Raw genomic sequence first — 23,206 nt, forward strand, 5'->3', positions numbered from 1 at the left:
TTATGGTAGAATACGGTTATATAGAAAACGGCTATCTAATATCTAAGATATTGAAGCCAGAAACTGAAAATTATAAAGATGAAGAAACAGGGTATATTAAAACCAGAACAATCTCCATCAATGAACAAATTGAGCAGTTAGATTGCATTTGGAAGCCTGTGGCTCCTATTGATGAAGATAAGAGAAAATGTGAGGATGGCTATATCATACGCCTGGTGCCCTATGATGCAGCAGATCACATAGATTATGAGTATCAGAAAGTCCTGGATGTTCAAAAGATCAGAAAGGACATAGCAGTACAAAGAGAGTTTTTAGATAGCACCGACTATCAAATAACAAAATGCAATGAGGCTTATATGTTAGGTGATCCTCTCCCCTATGATCTTAAGGCTCTCCACATCGAGAGACAGACTGCCAGGGACAAAATCAATGAGTTAGAAACAATTTTAAATCAAGCAAAATGAAAGAGTTTATTAGATATGGTTGTAATAATTACTATGAGACATTAGTAGTTGATGATGAGGCTGCTGAGGCTGCTGGTGTAGAGATCTCTATTCCTGATGGATTTAAGCCATTGGTAAAACTGGAAGATAACAGACCAGATCCAGAGAATCCCCGTTATGTAAAACTAATCTTTCAGGAGGATAAAGTATATTATAAGCCATACGACCAGCTATTAGAGGTTAGTGCTGATAATGTACATGTAGTTCCATTAGATCAGTTCTTATATGTTGATCTTTCCTATGATTTAGCAACTCCTACAGAAGAAATACAAAACGACATGAAAGAATATTTGTCTCTGTGGCTTTCTCCAGAGTATCAAGCATGGCGTACTAAGGTAGCTAATGAGGACTACTTACCAAAAATACTGCAAAATCCCCAGGGAAATGCTTTAACTGCTGAGGAAAAAGTATAAAAACGTCCTGTTTTGTCACTGGGTTGTCTCCAGAAGCAAATACTATTTGCATTATAATCTAAGAATCAAAGTAATAACATATATTTTTCACATTCTTATAAAGGAAATAAGAAGCAATAAATTAAAAATAAAAGGTATAAACATCTATAAAGAGTGTAGGTGTGTGCTTCCCTGTTTGCTTTCCTTTAAAACAGTCCGATTTAAAGGAAAGCAAACATATCGACTAAACAAATATATGCAGAGTTGGTGAGCGAGAAGAAACGTGGGGCGGCAAATAAGATCTTGCTGAAATAAAAGAGATAATGTTCGCAATAATGAACAAATCAGATTAACTTTGCGTATAATTAGAGGCTTTACCATATTGAAAAAAGCTTTATTTCTTAACTAACAGCATACCCCGACAGCTTTGGGGAAGAATATCAAATATGTACGTCTTCGTCCAGATTTCTCTTCGGAGCAGATTGCAGAAGGCGCAGGAGTATCACCAAACACACTCATCAAGATTGAAAAAGGAGATGAGGGTATTGCTGTCGGGTATTATTCTCATGTGCTGGCTGTGCTTGGATTAGATAAATATCTGATATTGATTAAAAAAGGATGATAAACTTGGTCACAGCTTGCAAAATAACAAAATTAACTGTAAAAGAACGAGCTTCAAAGAAGTAGAAAATGCCACAGAGTAAAGATATAAGATTAAAGAAAAACTATAAATTACATCTATGAAATCATTTATAATCATATTTGCTATCGCATTATTTTGGACAGGATGCAAAGAGCAAGACCAAGATATCAACTTAAAATACAGCGATCCTCAATTGTGGTATCGCAACGCAAACAAAGCAGGCAACAAGAGCTTTGATGTGTTTTATTTGTTACCTACTTGTGTTTGGGACCGGGTAGACACCAATGGCGACACCCTACACTATGCCGACCCTCAGCTCTTCAGTGATAGAGAGGCCATGCAACCATCATTCGAACTTGCCGAGCAGATATTTGGTCACGATGCAAATTTCTACTCACCTTACTATCGGCAACTTGCACTTCAGTCATGGCGTTCAGATTCGCTTGTCAATGCTAGATTCCCGCACGCTTTTGATGATGTAAAGCAAGCTTTTGATTACTATATGAAGAGTGTAAATAATGGTCGTCCATTTGTTTTGGCTGGTTTTAGCCAAGGCGGTAAATGTGTGGTTGAGCTACTAAAAACACTTAGTAACGAACAATGTAGACAACTAGTTGCGGCCTACGTTATTGGATACAAGGTGACAGCTTTAGATACATTAAATTACAAACAAATCAAACCTGCCACTAGCGAAAAAGATTTAGGAGTAACAATTTGCTACAACTCTGTGGCAAGCGCAGATGCAATTTGTCCTGTACTCTACCCTAGTGTGTTTTGTATTAATCCGATTAATTGGTCGACATCCACTACGCAAGCCACACTAAACGATAGCGTTACTATTCACATCAACAAACAGTATAATGTGTTAGTCCTTGATGGTTTTAATCCCGATAATTATTATCTTAAGTCTTTAGATTTTCTATTTAAAAAGGGCAATTATCATCTTCAGGAGCTAAGTTTTTACCATCAAAATCTTTCTGAAAACGTAAAGACTCGTTTTCAAACATTTAGCTCAAAGAAATCAGAAACTCCTGTCGGCATGTAGTTTGGAAAGAAAAAAAGATTACCTAGAGATGCGAAACTTTAGTTAGTAATAAGAACAATAACAAACTGGTCGTTACAATAAAAAAACGGATACAGACACTACTATTTTTCCTTCCTTGCAAGAGTACCATTTTAAGGGTGTGTTAACTACGTACTTTTTGCACCAAAGAATACGTACTCTTCAATACCAACACTATATACTCTTGCGTAAGAACAAATGGAATACCCCAAAAGAAGTAGCAGAATTAACAAAATCAGATATTATACTTAAGAATCAGATAAATAAGAAGAAGTAAACTGAAAATAAGCAGAACGAATGCAATACTTAGCACAGACTTAATCAGTGCCCACCACCACGACGATGACTTGAATATAAACATCAAAATAATAAGGTTATAAACAATCGTACTTATTGTCATCATATCATACACTAAAACAGCATGGGTAAAGTAGAATATAGGATAGAAAGCCAGCAAAATAAAAATCTTTGTGCCCGTTATATAGGAATAGATAACCAAATGTTCCATGTAGTTAAACCCATTCTTTCTATAAAACAGATAGGACGAAAATGCAAAAATTGGAGTCGAGAACAATAACCACAATGAATAATACTCATAATAGTAAGTATACATATATGAATAGTCTATTTCATTAATATTGAGTTTATTCACCTCCATATCAGGAAAGACATTGGCCAGATGTATCACCACGCTATAAAAAGCCCCTAAAACGAACAAGTACTGAATAGGGCTTATGTACTTTTTCCTTTGTCCGCTAATATACGCCAATATCATATGCCTGGGATGAATAAGCAGTTCTTTTACTGCATATAACACTTCGCGATGTAAATACACGAATATACGCTCCAGGTCATTTATAATAGCCTTGTATTCAATGCGTCCAGTCTTAGCCGACTGACCGCAATGGCTGCAATAATTATCTTTTATCTTATTACCACAATTAAGACATAACTTACTGTTCTTATGCATATATCATTTATTTTTCATAACAGAAAACAGCTCTTCAATGTTTATTGATTTCAGTTCTTGACACTCACTCCACCATAAAGTTGTGAGATGGGGTATAAAACAAGAAATCTCCAATACCTTTCAGACACACTGTGCCGAGGTATTGGAGATATTAAGTTGATAAGCCAACGAGAAAGAAAGCAGGCTACATTTTACTGATCAACGCCTTGCGAACTTCAAATTTACTAATTTGAACACCCCTTGAAGGCAGCCATACTTTCAAAGTATGCTTCTCACCGCGCAGTATTTTTACCTTAAAGGTAGCTTTTACCGTATCTGTTATTTTGTTTTTTAGAATCAACTCTTGCGGCTCCAACGTATCCATACCCAGAAGTATTTTCGGGGACCGATCGCTGATCTCGTCTTTATTGATCGAATAGTGAACATTTACAACATAGGTACCACCTGCCAAATTACTGGCAAGAGAATACTCGGCATAAGGCCATACCGTTTTTTTTCCTTTTGCCTCACCAGCCTTATCATAAGACGACTTCTTTCCGACCACATACGTTTTGTTTTTGTACTCCGTAACACCTAGAAATCGAGAATATTTATGCGCTGTAGCAGCAATAGAAACATGCATATTCTTCATCTGATTCTTATCATTGGCAGACAAAGAAAAGATTATATAAAAAATTAATACAAAAAATAGAATAAATGATTTTTTCATGAACTTATAGTTATTGTTTGGGTATAAAGGCTGCAAAAATAAGAATACAGCCAGAAAGTATAATCCTAACGAAAGTTAAAAAGCATTGTTATTATTAAATAAACAAGGGATATCTAAGCTAAAAATTCAGATACAGATGCCCATACTACCTTATAATAGTTACAAAAAGCCCATATATACCTACTTTATGCGATTGTATATCTTTGCAATACCCGCTATCTTTGCAATATCAAAAAACAAACACAATAAGGGGAATTAATTAGTCATAATTATAATTACGTAACCACATGTAAATAAAATCATCCGCTCGGCCTGCGAAGGTAGAGCGGATTTTCATTTTTTAGAATTATGTGCATGAAACAAGTCCTTTTGGGAAAACATAAATACAGACGATTTCATAAAAACAATGCTCCATTTGAAGGGGGTTTATGATAAAACCACTATCTTTGCAACGTTTATAAAATCAAAGAATAACAATAAATCAAAGATATGATAGCTAAAATCAACCAGCTTCTCGAAGAAGTTGAAGTACTGAAAGCTGCCAATGCAGAAGAGTTAGAAGCACTTCGCATCAAGTTCCTCAGTAAAAAAGGAGCCATCAATGACCTGATGGCGGATTTCCGCAACGTGGCAGCCGACCAAAAGAAGGAAGTCGGTATGAGATTGAACGAACTCAAGAACAAAGCGCAAGAGAGAATCAATGCATTGAAAGAGCAGTTCGAAAGCCAGGATAGCGGTTGTTCCGATATGGACTTAACCCGTTCGGCCTATCCCGTAGAACTGGGTACCCGTCATCCCCTTTCTATCGTTAAAAATGAAATTATTGATATTTTTGCCCGACTGGGATTCAGCATTGCCGAAGGTCCGGAGATAGAAGATGACTGGCATGTATTCTCGGCATTGAACTTTGCCGAAGATCATCCGGCACGCGACATGCAAGACACATTCTTTATCGAGGCAAACCCCGATATCCTACTCCGCACACATACCTCATCTGTACAAACACGGGTGATGGAGAGCTCACAACCTCCTATCCGTATTATTTGTCCCGGACGCGTTTACCGTAATGAAGCCATTAGCTACCGTGCGCACTGCTTCTTTCATCAGGTAGAGGCACTGTACATCGACAAAGATGTATCGTTCACCGACCTCAAACAGGCTTTGCTGCTTTTTGCTAAAGAGATGTTCGGAGCCGATACGAAGATTCGTCTTCGTCCGTCGTACTTCCCTTTCACGGAGCCAAGTGCCGAAATGGATATTAGTTGTAACATTTGCGGAGGAAAAGGGTGCCCTTTCTGCAAGCATACCGGTTGGGTAGAGATCTTGGGTTGCGGTATGGTCGATCCGAACGTACTCGAATCGAATGGTATCGACAGCAAGGTATATAGCGGATATGCTCTGGGAATGGGTGTAGAGCGTATCACAAACCTGAAATATCAGGTAAAAGACCTCCGTATGTTCTCCGAAAACGACACACGCTTCTTAAAAGAATTTGAGGCAGCATACTAAACGGTTGACGATGAGCAACTGATCATTTAGAACGATTGAAGTCACTACCGGCAACAAAATCGCCGGAGTTACTTCAATCGTAATTACTCATCTATAATTAAACTCGTATGAAGGACAAACTCGTTACTCGCGGTTATTGTCTGATATTGGCCGCAAACTTTCTTTTATATTTTGCCTTCTACCTGATACTTCCTGTACTCCCGTTCTACCTAACCGAAGTCTTTCACACAGGAAGCGCAGCTATAGGTATCATTCTTTCTTGTTACACGGTTGCTGCCTTGTGTATCCGCCCTTTCTCGGGTTATCTGCTCGACTCGCTGGCTCGAAAGCCATTGTATCTACTTGCTTACTTTGTATTCATTGCCGTGCTTGCCGGATATATCTGGGCAGGCATACTGAGTATATTTATCATGCTGCGTGTAGTGCACGGTTTGGCTTTCGGAATGGTAACGGTGGCGGGAAATACCATTGTGATAGACGTTACTCCGTCATCACGACGAGGAGAAGCGGTAGGGTATTACGGACTGATGAACAACACCGCTATGAGCATAGGTCCCATGACCGGACTATTTATGCAAGAGGTATACTCATTCAACACCATTTTCGGTTGTGCTTTCCTATCGGGTGCACTAGGCTTTGTGGCTGCCTGCATGGTTCAAACACCTCCCCGGGCGAAAGTAAAACGAGAACCGATTTCGCTCGACCGCTTTATTCTCTTAAAAGGTATTCCGGCAGGTATCACACTAATGCTACTCTCTATTCCTTATGGAATGACAACGACCTACATAGCCATGTATGCACAAAACATAGGTATTACGCTTAGCTCCGGATTATTTTTCACTTTCATGGCTGTAGGTATGGCTATATCGCGCATATTTTCGGGCAGACAGGTAGACAAAGGACGGATTACGCAAGTGATCACCTTCGGTCTTTATCTGGTGTGCAGCTGCTTTCTGCTGTTATCGGCCTGCGGAACATTGTTTCCAATGGCTCCCTTCGCTACCGAAACCCTCTTCTTTACAATTGCCTTGTTTTTAGGCATAGGATTCGGAACGATGTTTCCGGCATTCAACACCTTATTCGTGAACCTTGCCCCAAGTAACCAACGTGGCACAGCCACTTCCACCTACCTCACCTCGTGGGAGTTTGGCATCGGCATCGGATTGGTGGCTGGTGGATATCTGGCACAAGTCACCTCCTTCGACAGTGCTTACTTGGCCGGCGCTTGCCTCACCATCGTGTCGGCCTTTTATTTTATACTGAAAGTAGCTCCTCATTATCATAAAAACAAATTACGATGAGAAAGAAAGAACGTTATGAAAAGATAATAGCCTGGTTCAAAGAGAATGTGCCGGTAGCTGAAACAGAATTGCATTACAACAGTCCGTTCGAGTTGCTGATAGCTGTCATTCTATCGGCTCAATGCACCGATAAGCGAGTCAACATCATCACTCCCCCACTCTTTCGCGACTATCCAACGCCCGAAGCATTGGCTGCAAGCTCTCCGGAAGTGATATTCGAATACATTCGTAGCGTTTCCTATCCTAACAACAAAGCCAAACACCTGGTAGGAATGGCACGCATGTTGGTAGAAGAATTTAACAGTGAGATACCCGCTACACTCGACGAGCTGATCAAGCTACCCGGTGTAGGTCGCAAAACAGCCAATGTAATTCAATCGGTTGTATTCAACAAAGCTGCCATGGCGGTAGATACACATGTATTTCGTGTCAGTCACCGTTTGGGTTTAGTAAGTGCAACCTGCACCACTCCTCTGAGCGTTGAAAAAGAGCTAATGAAGCATATTCCGAACGAACTGGTTCCGATTGCACACCATTGGCTCATCCTACACGGCCGGTATATATGCCAAGCCCGTACGCCTCAATGTGATAAGTGCGATTTGAAAATGATGTGCAAACGCTACACCCGTACCTATAAAGTGGAGAAAGAGGCTTCTAAGACAAAGAAATAAATACCGAATTCATAGCGAAAAATAGAAATAAATACTAACTTTGCACCTCAGAGAAAAAAGAAATACCAACATTTTAAAAATAAATATAGAGTATTATGCAAACAATTGACAAATTCAATTTTGCCGGCAAAAAGGCATTCGTTCGCGTGGACTTCAATGTACCTTTGGACGAAAACTTCAACATCACTGACGACACTCGTATTCGCGCTGCACTTCCTACCCTGAAGAAGATTTTGGGTGATGGTGGTAGTGTGATCATCGGCTCACATTTGGGTCGTCCGAAAGGTCCTGCAGATAAGTTTTCATTGAAACATATCCAGAAACACGTTTCAGAACTGCTTGGTGTTGAGGTTCAGTTTGCCAACGATTGCATGGGCGAAGAAGCTGCCAGCAAATCGGCTGCTTTGAAACCGGGTGAAGTATTACTACTCGAGAACCTCCGTTTCTACGCTGAAGAAGAAGGCAAACCCAGAGGTTTGGCCGAAGACGCTACAGACGAAGAAAAAGCAGCTGCCAAAAAAGCAGTGAAAGAAAACCAGAAAGAGTTTACAAAGAAATTGGCTTCTTATGCCGATTGTTATGTAAACGACGCATTCGGTACAGCTCACCGCGCACATGCATCGACTGCATTGATCGCTAAATATTTCAGTGTAGACAACAAGATGTTCGGCTACTTGATGGAAAAAGAAGTGAAAGCTGTTGAAAAGGTGCTGAAAGACATCAACCGTCCGTTTACCGCTATCATGGGTGGTTCGAAAGTTTCTTCTAAGATCGAAATTATCGAAAACCTATTGGGCAAAGTAGACAACCTGATTATTGCAGGTGGTATGACGTATACCTTCTCAAAAGCATTGGGTGGCAAGATCGGTAACTCTATCTGCGAAGACGACAAACTCGAACTGGCATTGGAACTGATCCAAAAGGCTAAAGACAAAGGTGTAAACTTAGTATTGGCTGTTGACGATAGAATCGCCGATTCATTCTCTAACGATGCGAACATCAAGGTTTGCAATGCTAACGAAATACCCGACGGATGGCAAGGTCTTGATATCGGTCCGAAGACAGAAGAGCTTTTCGGAAACATCATCAAGAACTCTAAAACGATTCTATGGAATGGTCCTACCGGTGTATTCGAATTCGATAACTTTAGCCACGGCTCAAAAGCGTTGGGCGAAGCTATCGTCGAAGCAACCAAGAACGGCGCTTTCTCTCTCGTAGGTGGTGGCGACTCAGTAGCTTGTGTAAACAAGTTCGGTTTGGCTGACGGCGTATCTTACGTATCTACCGGTGGTGGTGCTTTGCTCGAGGCTATCGAGGGAAAAGTACTTCCGGGTATTGCAGCTATCGAGGAGTAAATAACCAATTATGTCCTGAAAGAAATAAGAAAGGCAGCTCTTTGCTTAAAAAAGAGCTGCCCTTTTTTATAAAAACACATTGCTATGAAACAGGTATGGCTATTAATCGGATGCATTTTCATCTTGATATCGGCGTGTACAGGTGACAAGAAAAGAGAGTCGAGCACACATAGAGCCGAACAATTACAACCGGTCAACTTGGGTGTAATGACTACTATGGATGGCTTTCCTTTCGTTGTAGCACAAAGACTGAGCATCTACGACTCGCTCGGTATTACGGTAAACCTCATGCATTTCGACTCGCCAAGCGATCGCGATGCAGCCTTGCAGTCAGGACAGATAGACGGTGCCATAACCGACTATCCAAGCACCATTATGCTACAGGTTCATCAAACCCCTATGGGCATTATTATGAGAAACAACGGATATCTCTGTTTCGTTGTTTCACCATCAAGCGGTATCAGTAATTGCAAGCAATTGCCGACAAAAAACATAGCCGTATCACGCAATACCGTAGTAGAATATGCAACCGATCTGCTTTTACAGAAGAACAGCATATCTACCTCCGAAGTAAACATGCCCGAGATAGGGCAAATACCCATTCGCTTGCAAATGATGCAATACGGACAGATAGATGCCTCGTTTCTACCCGATCCATACGCTACCATGGCCATGAGAGGCGGTTACCGTTCGCTCATCAGTACCCGTGAGTTGGGCATAGAAATGACTGCAACTGCCTTTACCCAAAAGGCTCTGAACGAAAAGGAGGAAGAGATCAGATTACTGGTCGACGGATACAATCGGGCGGTAACCTACTTACAAAAACATCCGCTGAAAGAGTGGAAACAACTACTAATGGAAGAAACCGGCATACCGGAAGCAATGACGGGTTTACTGATTCTTCCTGCATACGAGCCGGCTGCACGTGCATCGACTCAAGAGATCGAAAAAGCCATTGCCTGGCTAAAGGCTAAAGGGCGTATATCGCCCAATTATCAGTGTACCAACTTAGTCGACACTACATTTATCACTTTTAAATAACTATACGTAAATAACATGCGAAAATTACTGATCACCACGCTTACCCTGCTGGCGATGGGCAACTTAATGGCTCAAGAGACACTTAACACGGTAGTAAATACGCTCAAAGAACGCATCAAATTATCGGGATACGGACAAGTGGGATATACCTATGATGATGCCGTAGAGCCCAATAACAGTTTCGATGTAAAACGAGCTATTTTAATGGTCGACGGAAAGATAACCGACAAATGGTCGTGTTATTTCATGTGTAACTTCGCCGACGCAACCAAGTTGCTCGAACTATATACCGACTACCACATCATGCCCGGATTATCGGCACGAATGGGACAATTTAAAACTCCCTATACCTTCGAAAATCAATTATCGCTAAGCACTGTCGAGCTTATCAACTGCTATGCCCAGGCAACCAACTGCCTGGCGGGAGTTACTAATGCAGATAAGCTGATCGTAGGCAACGGCGGACGAGATATCGGTTTGATGATCTATGGAGACCTGTTCAAAAAACTCGTAACCTATAAGTTGGCGGTAATGAACGGGCAAGGCATCAACGTGAAAGACAAGAACAATCAAAAAGATGTAATCGGTTACCTGATGCTGAATCCCACAAAATGGCTTTCGATAGGCGGATCATTTATTGCAGGAACCGGACATGCAATGGCTCAGGCAGAGGAGGCCGGCATAGCCGTAGGTCAAAACTATTCGCGCAACCGCTGGAGTGCCGGAGCTATACTTACCGGATCCAGAGCCAGCCTGCGTACAGAATACCTGTCGGGCAAAGACAATGGAGTGAGAAGAAGCGGTATGTATGCCACAGGCTGCGTGCAACTGATCCCGAAGTTGGAGATGATCGCCTCGGTAGACTACTTCGACCATGGACGAATAGGCAATCAGCAAGCCAACTATGTAGCCGGTCTTCAATACTGGTTCTATCCCAAATGTCGTTTACAGGCACAATACACCCGCCAAGAGCCCAAGGGAGGGGAAGGTTCTAACCTCATACAAACACAAATACAAGTAAGATTTTAATCGTATGAAAGAGAAATTATCCGATAGGAATGCACGCGTAGATGTAGCCGATGTGCTTAGAGGGCTTGCGGTGATGGGAATTATCGTTCTTCACAGCATTGAGCACTTTAACTTTTACTCCTTTCCCGAAAGTGTACCTTTCGAATGGATGAAGTTTACCGATCAAGCCATCTGGCGCGGGCTATTTTTTGCCTTTGGAGGCAAAGCATACGCTGTGTTTGCCCTGTTGTTTGGTTTTAGCTTTTATATTCAGGATAACAACCAACAACGACAAGGAAAGGATTTTAGGTTGCGATTTCTCTGGAGACTTTGCATCCTTTTCGTTATAGGACAGTTCAATGCAGCTTTCTTCACCGGAGAGATATTAACCATGTATGCCCTACTTGGCATCATACTCCCTCTCTTCTGCCGATTGAGCGACCGTACAGTTGCTTGGGTAGCACTGATCTTAATCTTACAGCCGTTAGATTGGGGCAAAGTGATTTGGGCACTCTGCAACCCCGATTACGAAGCGGGCAAAAGCTTGGCAAGCCATTACTTCGGTATAGCCTTCGAGGTGCAAAAGAATGGTACCTTCCTCGAAACCCTCCGCATGAATTTATGGGAAGGGCAAATGGCCAATATGACATGGGCATTGGAGCATGGACGCATCATGCAAACACCGGGACTCTTCCTGTTCGGCATGCTCGTAGGCCGCCGAGGACTCTTCCTTTACAGCGAACAGCACGAGCGCATTTGGCTCAAGGCTCTCGCCATCTCGCTGCTGTGTTTCTTCCCTCTATATGGGCTAAATGCCATGTTACCCGAATTTATAAGTCGTGGAGCGTTATTAACACCACTAGGTATCATTGTTAGTTCATTGAGCAACCTCAGTTTCATGGTGGTATTGGTGAGTGGTTTGTTAATCACATTCTACCGGGTACACGACCGTAGTTTCTTCATGCGGTTTACCTCCTATGGAAAAATGAGTATGACAAACTACATCGGACAATCCGTCATAGGCTCCCTCCTCTTTTACCATTGGGGCTTTGAGTTAGGGCGCTACCTGGGCATTACTTATAGTTTTCTTTTTGGCATCGTTTTTGTTCTACTACAAATGGCGTTCTGCTCGTGGTGGATGAATCATCACAAGCATGGTCCGTTTGAAGGACTTTGGAAGCGCCTTACCTGGATAGGAAAGAAATAAACAGAAAAAGTTATGAATGAACAAACCATCAATCAGCAATACACCCAGATACTTCTTTTGATTAACCAAAGGAGACTGAAAGAAGCGATCTATCAATTGGAGTCGTATCTGTGGCAATGCTCAGATTGGAACCTGCGAAATCGATTTGAGGAGATGCAAGTCGCTTATAACTATATGCTGCAATACATGCAGGAGGGAATAGCAGATCCGGGGCGAAAGAGTTTATACATAAAAATTCAAACTCAGGCATTAGAGATAACCGATCAGACTCGCTTATTGCTTCTCGATAGTTACTCCGACCATCTTTACCATATATACCGCAAAAAGCAAGCCTCGGAATCAACGCATCGCGATATGGATCAGATACGCCACATCCTCGAGTCGTTCAATGACGACTTGGCAGTGAGCTGTCTGCTCACCGAGCAGAAACAGGATGAAGTATTGACGCGGCATGAAGATACCTTGAAATTACTTTTTTTGCAAACATGGACCAATAGCGTATGGGGCTCGGCCGAAGCGGAACAAGCAAAAGCGATGCTGGAGTCGGAACTATTGTTAGAAAGCGACCTGTGCTTATTTGTCAGTGCGGTTACGATGAGTTTGCTCGAATGCTTTGATGTTCGCAAACTCCTCTGGCTGATGGACGCTTATCAACACAGCAACACACAAATTGGGCAACGGGGTTTGATAGGTATGGCTTTCGCCTTTCATCGTTACTCCGATCGCCTGCATCTGTATCCGGCGATAGAGAACCGCATTGTTTCGGTCAATGAAGTCAAGCAGTTGGATAAAGACTTGATGCTCATACAGCGTCAAATACTGTTGTCGCAGGAAACAGAAAAGATTGATAAGAAAATGCGCGAGGAGATTATCCCCGAAATGATCAAGAACGTTTCGTCCATACGCAATATGAAGTTTGGTTTCGAGGAGTCGGACGAAGAAAAAGACGATCGCAACCCCGACTGGACAAGCATGTTGGATGAGCCTAAATTGGGCGAAAAGTTAAGGGAGATGAATGAACTGCAAATGGAGGGAGCCGATGTAAACATGAGTACCTTCTCGGCACTGAAAAGTTTTCCTTTCTTTCGCGAAATACAGAATTGGTTCTATCCGTTCGACAAAAAACATTCGAGCATCATCAAGCAATCGAAAGAACAGAACGACCAGAATGACGTCTTGGACACCATTATACAATCGGGACTGTTTTGCAACAACGATAAGTATTCACTGTTTTTCATCATGCAAAGCTTTCCGAAGGCACAACGCGATATGGTATTCAGTCAGCTAACCGAGCAACAGGCAGAAGCCTTTTCGGATCAAGCGAAATGGGAAGAGCTGAGAAAATTCAATGACCGCCCCACCACCGTAAGCAATCAATACCTGCACGACTTATATCGCTTCTATAAACTCAACCAACGAAGAATGGAGTTTACGGATATTTTTAAAGAGAAGATAGCGCTGTATCAGGTACCTTTATTGAAAGGAATGCTATATCATCCCGACTTCCTGATTCATCTGGCTCATTATCATCTATCCAAAGAACATTGGAACGAGGCTGTCGAACTGTATCAACAGGTGTTGACCATGAAAGAGTGTCCCGAAGCAACCGATGAATTCTATCAACGTATGGGGTATGCACTGCAAAAGCTGGGCAGAAGACAAGAAGCCATTGCAGCCTACTTAAAGGCAGATACGATTAAGCCGGATAATGTATGGACCAACCGACACCTGGCCACGTGCTATCGCCTTACAGGGCATTTCACGGAAGCGCTCATATACTATCGCAGGGTAGAGTTAACAACTCCGGATAATAAAAACATCGTATTCTATATGGCTCATTGCCTTGCCGAACTGAAACAGTACGATGAAGCATTGAACTATTTCTTTAAACTGGATTTTCTGGAAAACAATAGTATAAAGGCGTGGCGTGGTATCAGCTGGTGTTCTTTTGTCAAAGGGAAACACGAGCAGGCTACCCGGTATTATGAGAAGATCATAGAGCGCAAACCCTTACCGGTCGACTACTTGAACGCGGGACACGTTTACTGGGTATCTAAACAAACAAGCAAAGCCATTGCTATGTATAGCAAGGCAGCCGAACTGGGCGAAGGTCGGGATGCATTTATCGAGGCTTTCAAGAAAGATGCTCCGTTCTTGCTCGAACAAGGCATCGCGGAAGAGGATATTCCGCTGATGCTCGATCTTATTTAATCGGTCTGATTATAATTTTACCAGCTCCCGGTACAGCCTCTGTATCGGGAGACCCATAACATTGAAGTAACTCCCCCGGATATCCTGAACTCCAATGAATCCGATCCACTCCTGTATACCGTACGAACCTGCTTTATCCAACGGGCTGTATGTATCGACATAATATTCGATCTCCTCTTTGCTCAGTGTTGCAAAGGTGACACCGGTAGCAGCCGTAAACGTTCGTTGCCACGAACAAGTAGTCAGGCTTACCCCTGTAAACACTTCGTGCTCCTTACCCGATAGTTGGTGAAGCATTGCACAAGCCTCTTCTCGATTAGCCGGCTTGCCCAATACCTTACCATCCAACCACACAATGGTATCGGCTGTAATGATAAGTTCGTCGGGATGCATCGTTTTACGATAAGCCTCAGCTTTGGTTTGGGAGATATAGGCGGGAATTTCCTCCCCAACAAGCGAATCGGGATAAGACTCATCTACGTCGGGTAGGGTTCTCACTACGTAATCGACACCTAAATCGGACAAAAGTTGTTTCCTTCTCGGAGAGTTGGAAGCTAATATAATGTTGAATTTCTTTAAGTTTTCAAGCATAAAGCTCTTTATTAATTATAGATTACCATCCGAAAGCATCATCGGCCATCCACTTGCCGTGCACCTTCATTACTTGTTCAATCACATCCCGACCACAACCATAACCACCTTCGGCGTAGGAGATATAACGAGCTACTGCCTTGGCTTCAAAGGCGGCATCCTTGGGACAACAAGGCAGGCCACACTCACGCATCACTTCAATATCGGGAATATCATCTCCCATATAGAGAATTTCCTCATCTTTGAGGTCGTATTTATCGCGAAAATGACGATAGTCGTGTATCTTCACTGCCGACCCCATATACAGATCGGTTACTCCCAAGCCGGCAAAACGTTGCCGAACGGCGTCGGTTCGTCCACCCGTAATGATAGCCACTTTAAATCCTTTCTTTACGGCAAGTTGAAGGGCATACCCGTCTTTTATATTAACAGTACGCATCGGTTCGCCCGATGGGTGGAGTGGAATGACATCGGCACTCAACACACCGTCTACATCAAAGGCCAGTGCTTTTATCCGGGTTAAATCGTAATTGATAGTACTCATTGGTTCACTTTAAAGTAAATAAAAAAATTAATGCTTATCAGACACCGAACGGTGAAATATACTTTGACTGATCTGCTCGTACAGCTGTTGCATCTCCGAATCATCAGCCAACATTGCCAAATGATCGTTGATCACATTGGTATCATAACGAATGGCAGGGCCGGTTTGCGCAGCATGTGGTTCCAGCTCATGCACCTTGCGGGCTGTTTCATCAATGAGTGGCAACATGACATCAAACGGCAAATGATACTTGTTCAATAACTCCGCAGCCAAGGCATACATATGGTTGGTAAAGTTGCAGGTAAACACAGCCGCCAGGTGAAGGCTTTTGCGCTGTTCGGAGTCGGCATCGTATACTCGTTGAGAGAGTGTAGAGGCAATTGCCTTTAACAATACGGCATCCTCTTCCCTGCTTGCTTCAATGAAAAATGGAATTTCCCGGAAGTCTACTTCACGCGATTTACTAAACGTTTGCATGGGATAAAACACCCCATAACGCCCAGCATAATCTTGCCAGATACTCATCGGAAGGCTTCCGGCAGTATGTACCAATAGGGCATTACCTTTTCCGGCTGCAATGAGCGGTAGCAACTCTGTCAAAGCCGAATCCTTTAGTGAAACAATGTATAGCTTCGCATCCGTGAGCACCTCATCCAACCGGGTGGTATAAGCAGCTTCTACCAGCTCCGCCAACGTACTGGCCGACTCCTGCGTGCGACTATACACCTGCTCTATCCTGAAACCTTTCCGGTAAAGAGCCTTTGCCAGGTTGGTAGCCAGGTTGCCTGCACCAATAAATACGATCGGTGTATCTTCTATACTTCTATTCATCTTATTCTCTTTGACCACATTCACGTTTATTGCCCTCCGAATTTATTGATATGAATTTTCTCCCACTGCAAATGCGATTCATCAAAGGGTTTGCGCTCCATCCCTTTGCGTCCTACCACGATAATCGAAACCACTTGAAGCTGTAAAGGGATGTCCAATATACCACGTACATACTCATCAGAGGGCATGCCTGTACTCGTAACGCGTTCGCGAATCTGTATCCAGCAACTGCCCAATCCGAGGTCTTCGGCCTGTAACTGTATCATGATCGAAGCGATAGAGGCATCCTCGATCCAAACATCACTCGCCAATGGATCGGCTGTTACAACAATGGCCAACGCACCATCGGCCAGAAAAGAGGCTCCATGTTCCTTGCAGTGAGACAGTTCTTTGAGCGTCTCTTTATCGTCTACGGCAATAAACTGCCAGCAGTTGCTACGTTTCGACGTGGGAGCCATCAGTGCTGCTTTAAATAGTGCCACAACTTCTTCTTGCGAAAGCTCTTGATCGGTAAATTTCCGCATACTGCGGCGGTTCTTAATTAGTTCACTGAAATTTTCCATACGATTATTTTAGTCTTTGTAGTTAAAGATGATGGCAAAGATACGGCATTATTTCCAAAAAACGAATCAAACGAAAAAGTGTTTCTATTCAGCAGTTACCCCAATAAGAAAAGGATCCTACTCACACGTATCATGAGTAAGATCCTTATTTTCTTCCTTTTAAAGCAGCGAATTATTATATCTCACTGCTCCGGATAGTTCTAAATCAATCGAATCAGAACTTATATCCTAAAGTGATGGAAAAATTGATATTCTTAGGATTTCCAAGCTTTTGTACTTCAGCCAGTCCGAATTGACCATCAAGCCCTACCACTACTTTACCAAACTCGGCTGCTACACCAAGTCCCAAACCTGCATCGAAACGGTTCAATCCATCGTCTCCGAATGTATCGACGCTGTGATCACCAATAGATGTTTTTCCGCCAATTCCATAAGCGAAATATGGACCAGCACTAATAACAATATTAGTATTGTCGGCTACATTGATACGTGCAGCAGCCATCACAGGCAACTCCAAATAGACTGCATTCAATGTCGCATCGTCATACTTTGCACCTTTAGTAGAAACAAACAAAGAGGGTTGTAACGACCAAAGATCTGTAAATCCGTATTCCAATCCACCACCAATTTTGAAACCGACCTTTGCGTTCATGTCGTTGTCTCCAGTATAATTACTTAAGTTCATACCAGCTTTGGCATTCCATGTTACTTGAGAGAATACAGTAACTGAGAGAAAAGTAAACAATACAAATAAAATACTCTTTTTCATAATCTTACGTTTTAAAATAGATAATTATAGATAACTAAAATATGTAATAAAAAATCACAGGTACAAAGATATAGAATAAACGAATACATACAAGGAAAATATAAAAAAGATAAAAATGGAGAGTCATTTTTACTTAAAACCTGCTATCCGTTTTGTTTTTTAGTTAACTAGTAATCATTCGTACCACACTCATACTCATTCTTCATCTGACTCTAGAAGCCACCAACTTTTAAATAGTCATAAGCATTGAAGCTCACATGGAGCCTCTCTTCTTTGGCACGCTTTTTCATCTGTTCTAAAATTAATGTAACAATCAATATGCACGGGTTTATGAGCAGCATTTATCTAATCCAAAATAACCCTAATCGCTCATAGAAACAGACTTATTCGATTACAAAAAAGGCGCAAAGAAAAGAATAAAGAGCCTATTTCCAACACGATGGCCAACAAAAACATCGTTTCTCTTGTTAAAAGAGAAATAAAAAGTGTAAATTTGTAGCAAGATGCCACTAAAACTAACGACCTATTATCGTGGGATTGAAATACCCGAACTTCCGGGAAACAATACGTTTCATTCCAAAGAGCTGTTTCAAACCTACGAAGCAACCCCGGGCTATACGCCTTTACTTATTGTGGCTTCCGAAAACGAAAAACCAATAGCCAAGTTATTGGCAGCTTCCCGAATCAGCCGACGATGCTTCCCACCCTCCATCATCAAACAATGTGAAGTTTATGGTACAGGAGAATATCTGGATGATGAGATAGATAAAGAGGCGATTTTTGGAGAGATGCTCGAACACCTGACTAAAGAGATGCAACGTCACTCTTTTCTAATCGAATTTCGCAACCTGGAAAATGCGATGTTCGGATACAAGTATTTCCGGCAAAACAATTACTTCCCGGTTAATTGGCTGCGGGTAAGAAATTCCCTACACAGTACCAAATCCCCAGAAGAGCGTTTCAGCCCTTCGCGTATCAGACAGATCAAAAAAGGGCTGAAGAACGGAGCAATCATTGAAGAAGCACATAGCGTTGAAAATGTGAGGGAGTTCTCGAAAATGCTACACCATGTATACTCTTCGCACATCCGTAAATACTTCCCTAATATTGAGTTTTTCCGTCACATGGACAACCGGTTGATACAAAAAAAACAAGGAAAGATATTTATCATTAAGCATAAGGATAAAATTATAGGCGGATCGTCCTGCGTATATTCAGGAGACAATGCATACCTTTGGTTCTCAGGAGGTATGCGTAAGAGTCACGCACTTCAAAATCCGGGCATTTTGGCCGTATGGGCCGCACTAAAAGATGCCCACGAGCGGGGGTATCAGCACTTAGAATTCATGGATGTAGGCTTGCCTTTCAAAAGACATGGCTATCGGGAATTCGTTCTTCGTTTCGGAGGCAAACAAAGCAGTACCCGCCGATGGTTTCGCTTTCGATGGAGCTGGTTAAACAACTTGCTAACCCGCATATATGTTTAGCATCGAACAACTTGACAAATTGAGAAGAAAGCCAACAAAAAAAGAAGTTTTCGCACAAAATCCTACGCATATAGACACGAAGTAATATTTTCAATTTGCTAAACATTTATCGTATAAATCCTTATTATTGGATAATCAGTCTCATAATAAGCCCTTCGCACCCCCAATTAGCTTACATCCCGTCAACTCATCACCTGCCTACTTATTCATTTTTGATAATGCAAAAAATACTTCTCGAAATCAAATAAACCCATAATTAAATGAAGAAATATTTCTTTATTATGCAATTATTGTCTTTCTTTGTGCTGTTTTAGACCCTTTGAAACATATTTAACACTAAAATAAAAAATATCGTTATGAAGATTTCACACATTGAACACCTCGGAATCGCTGTAAAAAGCATAGAAGAGGCTCTACCGTATTATGAAAACGTATTAGGTTTGAAATGCTACAACATCGAAACTGTAGAAGATCAAAAAGTAAGAACCGCTTTCCTTAAAGTAGGCGATACTAAAATTGAGCTTTTAGAACCTACCTGCGAAGAAAGCACAATCGCTAAGTTTATTGAGAACAAAGGAGTAGGTGTTCACCACATCGCGTTTGCTGTAGAGGATGGTGTAGCCAATGCATTAGCCGAACTCGAATCGAAAGAGATTCGTTTGATCGACAAAGCACCTCGCAAAGGCGCCGAAGGCTTGAACATCGCTTTTCTTCACCCCAAATCAACTTTAGGTGTACTGACAGAACTCTGCGAACACTAAGCAATTGATTCATCGTTAATATTAACTCTTAAAAATAAAAAATTCATGAGTAACCAGCTTGAAAAAGTAAAAGAGCTTATTGAACTTCGTGCTCAAGCTCGTTTAGGTGGTGGCGAAAAAGCTATTGAGAAGCAACACGCCAAAGGCAAATATACAGCCCGTGAGCGTATAGCCCAACTGCTTGATGAAGGCAGCTTCGAAGAAATGGATATGTTTGTACAACACAGATGTACCAACTTCGGCCAAGAGAAAAAACATTATCTGGGTGATGGCGTCGTGACAGGATATGGTACCATCGAAGGAAGATTAGTATATGTTTTTGCACAAGACTTCACCGTATTTGGTGGTTCTCTGTCGGAAACCATGGCGCAGAAAATTTGCAAAGTAATGGATCAGGCCATGAAGATGGGTGCACCTTGTATCGGTATCAACGACTCGGGTGGTGCACGTATTCAAGAAGGTATCAACGCTTTGGGTGGATATGCAGAAATTTTCCAACGTAACATCATGGCATCGGGTGTGATTCCTCAAATCTCAGGAATCTTTGGTCCTTGTGCAGGTGGTGCTGTTTACTCTCCCGCATTGACCGACTTTACACTGATGACCGAGGGTACTTCTTATATGTTCCTTACCGGCCCTGCTGTAGTAAAAACAGTGACCGGCGAAGATGTGTCACAAGAAGACCTGGGTGGTGCAAGCGTACATGCTTCCAAATCGGGTGTAACACACTTCACTGCCTCTACCGGCGAAGAAGGTTTGTCTATCATCCGCAAGCTGCTGAGCTTTATTCCACAAAACAACCTCGAAGAGGCTCCGGTTATTACTTGTACCGACCCTATCGACCGTTTGGAAGACTCATTGAACGAAATTATCCCCGATAGCCCCAACAAACCGTATGATATGTACGAAGTGATTGGTGCAATTGTCGATAACGGCGAATTCCTCGAAATCCAAAAAGACTACGCAAAGAATATCATCATCGGTTTCACTCGTTTCAACGGACAATCGGTAGGTTTGATCGCTAATCAACCTAAATTCCTTGCCGGTGTGCTTGATAGCAACGCTTCACGCAAGGCAGCACGTTTCGTTCGTTTTTGCGATGCGTTCAACATTCCATTGGTAACATTGGTCGACGTTCCCGGATTCCTTCCAGGTACAGGTCAAGAGTACAACGGTGTTATTCTGCATGGTGCTAAATTGCTTTATGCATACGGCGAAGCAACTGTGCCTAAGGTAACAGTTACCCTGCGTAAATCGTACGGTGGTTCGCATATCGTAATGAGCTGTAAACAACTTCGCGGCGATATGAACTATGCATGGCCAACAGCCGAAATCGCTGTAATGGGTGGTGCCGGTGCTGTAGCTGTATTGTATGCTAAAGAAGCCAAAGAAGCTGCTGATCCAGCTGCATTCATGGCCGAAAAAGAAGCAGAATACACCAAACTGTTTGCTAACCCATACAATGCTGCAAAATATGGTTACATTGATGATGTGATCGAACCGAGAAATACTCGTTTCCGTATCATTCGTGCATTGCAACAATTGCAAACCAAGAAGTTAACAAACCCTGCCAAGAAGCACGGTAATATTCCATTGTAACATTAATAACGAACAAACTGTTATGAATAAAAGAAATATAGGAATACTTATCGTTCTGTTCATGTTCGTATGCGGAAGTGCATACGGGCAGGGAGCAAAGAGTCTGGTCATCAACGAAGTATTGACATCAAACACAGATGGCTTTCAGGACGACTATGGTCAACACAGTCCCTGGATAGAAATCTTCAATACCTCTTTTGCTACTGTTGATATCAGAAGCTGCTACCTAACGAACGATAAACGAGTTCTGAACCCGAACTTAAGTGTGGAAGAACGGGTAAGTATGATGTACCCTATCCCCAAAGGAGACATGCAGACAAAGATCCATCCGCGTCAGCATCTGCTTTTCTGGGCAGATAACTTGCCACAACGCGGTACGTTCCATCTAAATTTTACACTCGATCCTACACAAGAAAACTGGATCGGACTTTATGACTCTAACGGTACTACTTTACTTGACCAGATTACCATTCCGGTATTGGCTCCTAATGCATCGTTTGCATTGAAAGAAGACGGAAAACGTTTTCCTTTCGAAGGCAAAAACTTTGCCGAAGCTTCCATGAACGATTTAAAAGCAATGTGGGAAGTAAAAGATGGCAGCAACGGTAAATACGTTACTCCCAGCACTAACAACGTAACGTTAGATAAAAATGAGAAGATTGACAAGTTCCGCAGACTAGATTCGAGCGGCATCGGCATGGCTATCATGGCTATGACTGTGGTGTTCTCTGGTTTGTTGCTGCTTTATATCTCGTTCCGTATTGTAGGCGGTATCGGTCTTAAACTTGCGAAGAGAAACGCAATGAAGGCTCACGGTATCACCGACAAGAAAGAAGCGAAAGAGAAAGCAATCGGAGCTGAATCGGGAGAAGTATTCGCCGCAATTGCTATGGCACTGCACGAATACCAAGACAATGTACACGATATCGAAGACACCATTTTGACTATCAACAAAGTGAAACGTAACTATTCACCATGGAGTTCTAAGATTTACACACTGCGTCAGGATCCTAAACGATAAATCAACATTTTAAATAAAAAATCAAGATGAAACAGTATAAATATAAAATCAATGGCAACCTCTACAATGTCACTGTTAATGATATAGAAGATAATCTGGCACGTGTAGAAGTGAATGGTACGCCCTACAACGTAGAGCTTGACAAACCTGTACAAGCTGCTAAAACAGTAGTACGCCCCGCAGCAGCACCTAAAACACCAGCGGGCGCACCGGTGGTAGCACGTCCTGCAGCAAGCTCATCAAAAAGCGGAGTTAAATCTCCACTTCCGGGAGTAATCCTCGACATCAAAGTCAAAGAAGGCGATGCAGTGAAAAAAGGACAAGTAATCCTTATCCTCGAAGCTATGAAGATGGAAAATAACATCAATGCTGATAAGGATGGTGTTGTTTCTGCAATTAAAGTAAATAAAGGTGACTCTGTACTTGAAGGAACAGATCTAATCATAATCGAATAGTT

General features: G+C 42.2%; 24 protein-coding genes. 17 read left to right on the top strand and 7 right to left on the bottom strand.

The window, feature by feature from the left end; genetic code table 11:
• Positions 1-2 precede the first annotated feature (2 nt).
• The 4 genes from TY03_RS05945 (at position 3) to TY03_RS05960 (ending at position 2,583) form a co-directional block, all read left to right on the top strand.
• The gene (locus TY03_RS05945) at positions 3-464 is read left to right on the top strand and encodes a hypothetical protein (RefSeq protein WP_042368222.1); all 462 of its coding nucleotides are present in this window, start codon (positions 3-5) and stop codon (positions 462-464) included.
• Positions 461-916: a hypothetical protein gene (locus tag TY03_RS05950; RefSeq protein ID WP_042368224.1), complete on the top strand. Its 456-nt coding sequence runs from the start codon at positions 461-463 to the stop codon at positions 914-916. The genes TY03_RS05945 and TY03_RS05950 overlap by 4 nt, the downstream gene beginning before the upstream one ends.
• A 406-nt stretch (positions 917-1,322) precedes the next feature.
• Positions 1,323-1,517, top strand: coding sequence for a helix-turn-helix domain-containing protein (locus TY03_RS22830; protein WP_230201914.1), 195 nt, complete (start codon positions 1,323-1,325; stop codon positions 1,515-1,517).
• A 118-nt stretch (positions 1,518-1,635) separates the two neighbouring features.
• Complete coding sequence (locus TY03_RS05960) at positions 1,636-2,583, top strand: DUF3089 domain-containing protein (RefSeq protein ID WP_052332404.1); 948 nt, start codon at positions 1,636-1,638, stop codon at positions 2,581-2,583.
• Between the two features lie 253 nt (positions 2,584-2,836).
• Here TY03_RS05960 and TY03_RS05965 read toward each other — a convergent pair whose 3' ends face one another.
• The gene (locus tag TY03_RS05965) at positions 2,837-3,571 is read right to left on the bottom strand and encodes a DUF3667 domain-containing protein (RefSeq protein ID WP_042368226.1); all 735 of its coding nucleotides are present in this window, start codon (positions 3,569-3,571) and stop codon (positions 2,837-2,839) included.
• 184 nt (positions 3,572-3,755) lie between these two features.
• Positions 3,756-4,202 (bottom strand): hypothetical protein, encoded by a 447-nt coding sequence (locus TY03_RS05970; RefSeq protein WP_148335590.1) that lies wholly within the window; start codon positions 4,200-4,202, stop codon positions 3,756-3,758.
• A 567-nt stretch (positions 4,203-4,769) separates the two neighbouring features.
• Between TY03_RS05970 and pheS the strand changes: the two genes are divergently transcribed.
• The 8 genes from pheS to TY03_RS06010 all read left to right on the top strand — a co-directional run bounded on the left by pheS (position 4,770) and on the right by TY03_RS06010 (position 14,583).
• Positions 4,770-5,789 carry a phenylalanine--tRNA ligase subunit alpha gene (gene pheS / locus TY03_RS05975; protein WP_042368231.1) on the top strand — a complete coding sequence of 340 codons (1,020 nt, stop codon included), beginning with the start codon at positions 4,770-4,772 and terminating at the stop codon, positions 5,787-5,789.
• A 107-nt stretch (positions 5,790-5,896) separates the two neighbouring features.
• Complete coding sequence (locus TY03_RS05980) at positions 5,897-7,090, top strand: MFS transporter (protein WP_042368233.1); 1,194 nt, start codon at positions 5,897-5,899, stop codon at positions 7,088-7,090.
• A complete protein-coding gene (gene nth, locus TY03_RS05985) occupies positions 7,087-7,761 on the top strand; it encodes an endonuclease III (protein ID WP_042368235.1) in 675 nt (224 codons plus the stop codon). Before TY03_RS05980 ends, nth begins: the two co-directional genes overlap by 4 nt.
• A gap of 95 nt (positions 7,762-7,856) precedes the next feature.
• The gene (locus TY03_RS05990) at positions 7,857-9,116 is read left to right on the top strand and encodes a phosphoglycerate kinase (protein ID WP_042368237.1); all 1,260 of its coding nucleotides are present in this window, start codon (positions 7,857-7,859) and stop codon (positions 9,114-9,116) included.
• Between the two features lie 84 nt (positions 9,117-9,200).
• On the top strand, positions 9,201-10,157 hold the full coding sequence (locus TY03_RS05995; protein ID WP_042368239.1) for an ABC transporter substrate-binding protein: 957 nt from the start codon (positions 9,201-9,203) through the stop codon (positions 10,155-10,157).
• Between the two features lie 15 nt (positions 10,158-10,172).
• A complete protein-coding gene (locus TY03_RS06000) occupies positions 10,173-11,186 on the top strand; it encodes a porin (protein ID WP_042368241.1) in 1,014 nt (337 codons plus the stop codon).
• Positions 11,187-11,190: 4 nt separating this feature from the next.
• Positions 11,191-12,372 carry a DUF418 domain-containing protein gene (locus TY03_RS06005; protein ID WP_042368243.1) on the top strand — a complete coding sequence of 394 codons (1,182 nt, stop codon included), beginning with the start codon at positions 11,191-11,193 and terminating at the stop codon, positions 12,370-12,372.
• 12 nt (positions 12,373-12,384) lie between these two features.
• A complete protein-coding gene (locus tag TY03_RS06010) occupies positions 12,385-14,583 on the top strand; it encodes a tetratricopeptide repeat protein (protein ID WP_042368245.1) in 2,199 nt (732 codons plus the stop codon).
• A 9-nt stretch (positions 14,584-14,592) separates the two neighbouring features.
• Here TY03_RS06010 and TY03_RS06015 read toward each other — a convergent pair whose 3' ends face one another.
• The 5 genes from TY03_RS06015 to TY03_RS06035 all read right to left on the bottom strand — a co-directional run bounded on the left by TY03_RS06015 (position 14,593) and on the right by TY03_RS06035 (position 17,881).
• The gene (locus TY03_RS06015) at positions 14,593-15,174 is read right to left on the bottom strand and encodes a Maf-like protein (RefSeq protein ID WP_042368247.1); all 582 of its coding nucleotides are present in this window, start codon (positions 15,172-15,174) and stop codon (positions 14,593-14,595) included.
• Positions 15,175-15,196: 22 nt separating this feature from the next.
• Positions 15,197-15,718 (bottom strand): KdsC family phosphatase, encoded by a 522-nt coding sequence (locus TY03_RS06020; protein ID WP_042368249.1) that lies wholly within the window; start codon positions 15,716-15,718, stop codon positions 15,197-15,199.
• Positions 15,719-15,745: 27 nt separating this feature from the next.
• Positions 15,746-16,549, bottom strand: a complete 804-nt coding sequence (locus tag TY03_RS06025; RefSeq protein WP_042369210.1) for a Rossmann-like and DUF2520 domain-containing protein — start codon at positions 16,547-16,549, stop codon at positions 15,746-15,748.
• 26 nt (positions 16,550-16,575) lie between these two features.
• Positions 16,576-17,112 carry a nitroreductase family protein gene (locus TY03_RS06030; RefSeq protein ID WP_042368251.1) on the bottom strand — a complete coding sequence of 179 codons (537 nt, stop codon included), beginning with the start codon at positions 17,110-17,112 and terminating at the stop codon, positions 16,576-16,578.
• A gap of 214 nt (positions 17,113-17,326) precedes the next feature.
• A complete protein-coding gene (locus TY03_RS06035; protein WP_042368254.1) occupies positions 17,327-17,881 on the bottom strand; it encodes a porin family protein in 555 nt (184 codons plus the stop codon).
• 503 nt (positions 17,882-18,384) lie between these two features.
• Between TY03_RS06035 and TY03_RS06040 the strand changes: the two genes are divergently transcribed.
• The 5 genes from TY03_RS06040 (at position 18,385) to TY03_RS06060 (ending at position 23,204) form a co-directional block, all read left to right on the top strand.
• On the top strand, positions 18,385-19,368 hold the full coding sequence (locus TY03_RS06040) for a GNAT family N-acetyltransferase (RefSeq protein ID WP_042368256.1): 984 nt from the start codon (positions 18,385-18,387) through the stop codon (positions 19,366-19,368).
• Between the two features lie 356 nt (positions 19,369-19,724).
• The gene (gene mce, locus TY03_RS06045) at positions 19,725-20,129 is read left to right on the top strand and encodes a methylmalonyl-CoA epimerase (RefSeq protein WP_042368258.1); all 405 of its coding nucleotides are present in this window, start codon (positions 19,725-19,727) and stop codon (positions 20,127-20,129) included.
• Positions 20,130-20,174: 45 nt separating this feature from the next.
• Entirely contained in the window at positions 20,175-21,728 is a 1,554-nt protein-coding gene (locus TY03_RS06050; protein ID WP_042368260.1) for an acyl-CoA carboxylase subunit beta, read from the top strand.
• A gap of 22 nt (positions 21,729-21,750) precedes the next feature.
• The gene (locus TY03_RS06055; RefSeq protein ID WP_042368262.1) at positions 21,751-22,749 is read left to right on the top strand and encodes an OadG family transporter subunit; all 999 of its coding nucleotides are present in this window, start codon (positions 21,751-21,753) and stop codon (positions 22,747-22,749) included.
• A gap of 26 nt (positions 22,750-22,775) precedes the next feature.
• Positions 22,776-23,204 (top strand): biotin/lipoyl-containing protein, encoded by a 429-nt coding sequence (locus TY03_RS06060; RefSeq protein ID WP_042368263.1) that lies wholly within the window; start codon positions 22,776-22,778, stop codon positions 23,202-23,204.
• The last annotated feature ends 2 nt before the right edge of the window (positions 23,205-23,206 follow it).

This window comes from Bacteroides neonati, from assembly GCF_000499785.1.
Lineage (GTDB): Bacteria > Bacteroidota > Bacteroidia > Bacteroidales > Bacteroidaceae > Bacteroides > Bacteroides neonati.

Coding starts and splice junctions, on each gene's coding strand:
- TY03_RS05945 (WP_042368222.1), top strand. CDS start 3: ATGGTAGAATACGGTTATATAGAAAACGGCTATCTAATATCTAAGATA.
- TY03_RS05950 (WP_042368224.1), top strand. CDS start 461: ATGAAAGAGTTTATTAGATATGGTTGTAATAATTACTATGAGACATTA.
- TY03_RS05960 (WP_052332404.1), top strand. CDS start 1,636: ATGAAATCATTTATAATCATATTTGCTATCGCATTATTTTGGACAGGA.
- TY03_RS05965 (WP_042368226.1), bottom strand. CDS start 3,571: ATGCATAAGAACAGTAAGTTATGTCTTAATTGTGGTAATAAGATAAAA.
- TY03_RS05970 (WP_148335590.1), bottom strand. CDS start 4,202: ATGAAGAATATGCATGTTTCTATTGCTGCTACAGCGCATAAATATTCT.
- pheS (WP_042368231.1), top strand. CDS start 4,770: ATGATAGCTAAAATCAACCAGCTTCTCGAAGAAGTTGAAGTACTGAAA.
- TY03_RS05980 (WP_042368233.1), top strand. CDS start 5,897: ATGAAGGACAAACTCGTTACTCGCGGTTATTGTCTGATATTGGCCGCA.
- nth (WP_042368235.1), top strand. CDS start 7,087: ATGAGAAAGAAAGAACGTTATGAAAAGATAATAGCCTGGTTCAAAGAG.
- TY03_RS05990 (WP_042368237.1), top strand. CDS start 7,857: ATGCAAACAATTGACAAATTCAATTTTGCCGGCAAAAAGGCATTCGTT.
- TY03_RS05995 (WP_042368239.1), top strand. CDS start 9,201: ATGAAACAGGTATGGCTATTAATCGGATGCATTTTCATCTTGATATCG.
- TY03_RS06000 (WP_042368241.1), top strand. CDS start 10,173: ATGCGAAAATTACTGATCACCACGCTTACCCTGCTGGCGATGGGCAAC.
- TY03_RS06005 (WP_042368243.1), top strand. CDS start 11,191: ATGAAAGAGAAATTATCCGATAGGAATGCACGCGTAGATGTAGCCGAT.
- TY03_RS06010 (WP_042368245.1), top strand. CDS start 12,385: ATGAATGAACAAACCATCAATCAGCAATACACCCAGATACTTCTTTTG.
- TY03_RS06015 (WP_042368247.1), bottom strand. CDS start 15,174: ATGCTTGAAAACTTAAAGAAATTCAACATTATATTAGCTTCCAACTCT.
- TY03_RS06020 (WP_042368249.1), bottom strand. CDS start 15,718: ATGAGTACTATCAATTACGATTTAACCCGGATAAAAGCACTGGCCTTT.
- TY03_RS06025 (WP_042369210.1), bottom strand. CDS start 16,549: ATGAATAGAAGTATAGAAGATACACCGATCGTATTTATTGGTGCAGGC.
- TY03_RS06030 (WP_042368251.1), bottom strand. CDS start 17,112: ATGGAAAATTTCAGTGAACTAATTAAGAACCGCCGCAGTATGCGGAAA.
- TY03_RS06035 (WP_042368254.1), bottom strand. CDS start 17,881: ATGAAAAAGAGTATTTTATTTGTATTGTTTACTTTTCTCTCAGTTACT.
- TY03_RS06040 (WP_042368256.1), top strand. CDS start 18,385: ATGCCACTAAAACTAACGACCTATTATCGTGGGATTGAAATACCCGAA.
- mce (WP_042368258.1), top strand. CDS start 19,725: ATGAAGATTTCACACATTGAACACCTCGGAATCGCTGTAAAAAGCATA.
- TY03_RS06050 (WP_042368260.1), top strand. CDS start 20,175: ATGAGTAACCAGCTTGAAAAAGTAAAAGAGCTTATTGAACTTCGTGCT.
- TY03_RS06055 (WP_042368262.1), top strand. CDS start 21,751: ATGAATAAAAGAAATATAGGAATACTTATCGTTCTGTTCATGTTCGTA.
- TY03_RS06060 (WP_042368263.1), top strand. CDS start 22,776: ATGAAACAGTATAAATATAAAATCAATGGCAACCTCTACAATGTCACT.